This window comes from Rubrimonas sp. (assembly GCF_036788415.1).
Taxonomy (GTDB): domain Bacteria; phylum Pseudomonadota; class Alphaproteobacteria; order Rhodobacterales; family Rhodobacteraceae; genus Rubrimonas.
Genome location: NZ_DAIQNN010000205.1, coordinates 1 through 2,767, shown reverse-complemented (window position 1 = coordinate 2,767; position 2,767 = coordinate 1). Strand labels below are relative to the sequence as shown.

The window sequence follows — 2,767 nt, the reverse complement described above, 5'->3', positions numbered from 1 at the left end:
CGAAGTTGAACTGGATCGGCACGCTGATCAGGTCGGCGATGGGGTTGGAGAGCTTTTTCGCCAGCGCCGTGGCGTCCGGCTCCTGCGCCGCCGCGGGGCCGACTGTCGCGATGACTGCAGCGACGGCTCCGGCCCCGACACGCAAGGCGACAGGCCGGATGGCGGCGCGAAGGGTGGCCATCTCAGAACTTGAATACGAGCGCGGTGAACGGGCCGAACATCTGCATGTCGATCTCTTTCCCGTCGTTCTCGTAGTCGATGGAGAGGTAGCGATAGCCGAGTTCGGCGCTGACGCGTTCGGTGAACGCGTAGTTTCCGCCCGCGTACGCCTCCCACGTGAATTCCGAGCCGACGCCGAAGCCGCCGATGTTGGCGGAGGCGTTCAGCGTCACGCGCTCGGTGGCGGCATGGCCGACACGGGCGCCGATGATCGGTTCCGCGTAGGAGGTCGACTTCGACGCGCTTCGGCTTCCAGCCGTGACCGTGGAATCGAGCGAGACGAACCGGCCGCCGCCAAAGGCGTCGATGAAGGAGCCCCCTTCCTCCCACAGCCGCCACGCGCCGGCCCCGGTGAAAATGAACAGGTTCGAGCCGACGCTCTGCCGTTCGCCTAACGGGCCGGTCTCGGAGACGCCGAGATCGGTGTAGAACATGTCGCCGAACAGCCCCAGCCGCCCGCGCCGCGCCTCGGCGGTGCCGAACAGGCCGAAGTTCAGGGCGTCGAGGATTTCGGTCGCGCTGGTCGAGACGTCGGCGCTCACCGAGCCGCCGGGCCTGTCGATGGTCGCGTCGATCTCCATCGCCGGGAACCAGCCGTAGGCGGAGACGATGAAGTCCCAGTCCTCGGCGGCGGCGGCCGTGGCGGCGAGGGTGGCGCACAGGGTGGCGATGCTGCGTTTCATGATGGGTCCTGCGGGTCCGGGAGTCGTGTCGCGAAGAAGGGCGGCGCGTCCGACCAGAGGTCGCCGCTGTCGAACAGGGCGCCGCCGAAATCGAACAGGCACTGCATGAAGGCCCGGTCGAACTCCTCGTCGGGGTCAGGGCAGGGAATCTCCGCCGGCACGGCCGTGACGTGGAAGCCGATTCCATCGCGCTGCGCGATGGCGTGCAGGCGGTAGACGTCGCCGATCGCGCTGCCGCGGATCAGCGAACTCACCGCCGCGCCCCCGATGCTGGCCACGCGCGGGCGGAGCGTCCGGTAGGGCGGGAGGAGGTTGTTGTTGACGATCACATAGACGTCGCGGTCGAGGTCGCGCCCCAGCGCGCGGCGCGTCAGCTCGCCGATGGGCAGCGCCGGCGAGATGAACGTGACCTGAGAAGAGGCGCCGCCGTCCACGTGCATCTCGTCGAACACGCGCCCGTCGGGCGTCCGCACCTGCACGAAGATCGGCGGGAAGGCGACCGGGATCGCCGACGACGCCCTTATCAGCTCGCGCACCAGCTCGAGCGCGCCGGGCTCGTCCGAATCCGCGATGGCGCCGATGTCCCAGATCACCGGGCGCCCTGCGTCCAGATTGGTGGTGCCGATGTGCAGGATGCGGCCCTTGCGATGCTCGGCGGCGATGGCCTCCAGCAACTCGGGCGTGACGTAGCGGGCGATCACCTGCCGCAACCGGCTCGTGTCGGTCAGCGCGGCGCCGGAGACGATGCCGGAGAAGAGCGTCGTCTCAAGGAGGTCCTCTGTCGAATACTGCGTGTAGATCTCGCGCAGCGTCGCGTCGTAGTCCGGACCGAGGAACGCGAAGGGGGCGATGATCGCGCCGGTGCTGACCCCTGCCACGCCCTGGAACGTCGGCCGTGTCCCGCTCCTGCTCCACGCGTCCAGGATGCCGGCGCCGAATGCGCCCCACTGGCCGCCGCCCGACAGCGCGAGAAAGGTCAGCCGCGGCGTGCGCCCTGCTGCGATCTCAGGGCCGAACTCCGCCTTCAGGAACGCTTGCCGCTGCGCGATGCGCGCGTCGATATCGGCCAGTTCGAGGCTGTCGCCCCAGTCGCGCAGCCCGGCGCGACCGAAGGGCTGGGCCGAGGCGGCGAGCGCCTCCGGGACCGGATTGCGCAGAACCCCGGCGCTGCAACCGGCCATCGCCGCGCCAAGTGCGAGCGCCACTGAAATCCCCGTCACGACGGAGCGCGCGCGCGCCAAGGCCGATCGGGCGGCCGGACCGTCGCTCAGGGAAGGACGGTGCGGGTCGTCGGTCACGCGACAGGGCGCAACATGCGTCAGGTTCATTCATCAACACTAACACGATCCGCGCCGGCGATTTACCTTTCTACGCCATCCTCGGCGGGTGCGGCAATTCGGTTCCCCGGCGCCGCGGCCGCTTTCTCCCGGACCGTGCGCGGCGTCGCACCCGTCCAGCGGCGCACGGCCCGGGTCAGTGCCGGGGCGTTGGCGTAGCCGAGGCGAGACGCGACCTCGCCAAGCGGCGCCCTGCCCTCGGTCAGCAGCCGCATCGCGAGGTCGGCGCGGGTCGCGTCGAGCAGTTCCGAGAAGGTGAAGCCCTCGGCGGCCAATCGGCGCTGCAGCGTGCGGCGGCTCATGCCGGCCGCTGCGGCGACGGCGTCGAGGCCCACTTCATCCGGCCCCAGCATCGCGGCGATGGTCCAGCGCAGGGATTGCAGAAGGTAGCCGTCGGCGTGCAGCGTCGTCCACTCGGGCGGCGGCGCGGGGGCGCCCGTCAACGGCGCAAGTCTCGCGTCCGCCACCCGGACCGGGACGTCCACCACCAGCCGTGGCGCGGCGGCCGCTTCGACGCGGCCCAGCCAC

At 70.3% G+C, this 2,767-nt stretch carries 3 protein-coding genes and 1 pseudogene; all 4 read right to left on the bottom strand.

Features of this window, described 5'->3' with window-relative positions:
* Window positions 1-181: pseudogene (locus tag V7Q31_RS18550) on the bottom strand (hypothetical protein); the annotation flags it as partial.
* A 1-nt stretch (window position 182) separates the two neighbouring features.
* Complete coding sequence (locus V7Q31_RS18545) at window positions 183-902, bottom strand: hypothetical protein (protein WP_333835322.1); 720 nt, start codon at window positions 900-902, stop codon at window positions 183-185.
* Window positions 899-2,107, bottom strand: coding sequence for a patatin-like phospholipase family protein (locus V7Q31_RS18540; protein WP_333835321.1), 1,209 nt, complete (start codon window positions 2,105-2,107; stop codon window positions 899-901). The genes V7Q31_RS18545 and V7Q31_RS18540 overlap by 4 nt, the downstream gene beginning before the upstream one ends.
* A 155-nt stretch (window positions 2,108-2,262) precedes the next feature.
* Window positions 2,263-2,767 (bottom strand): helix-turn-helix transcriptional regulator (locus tag V7Q31_RS18535; protein ID WP_333835320.1); only part of this gene is annotated, 505 nt, incomplete at its 5' end.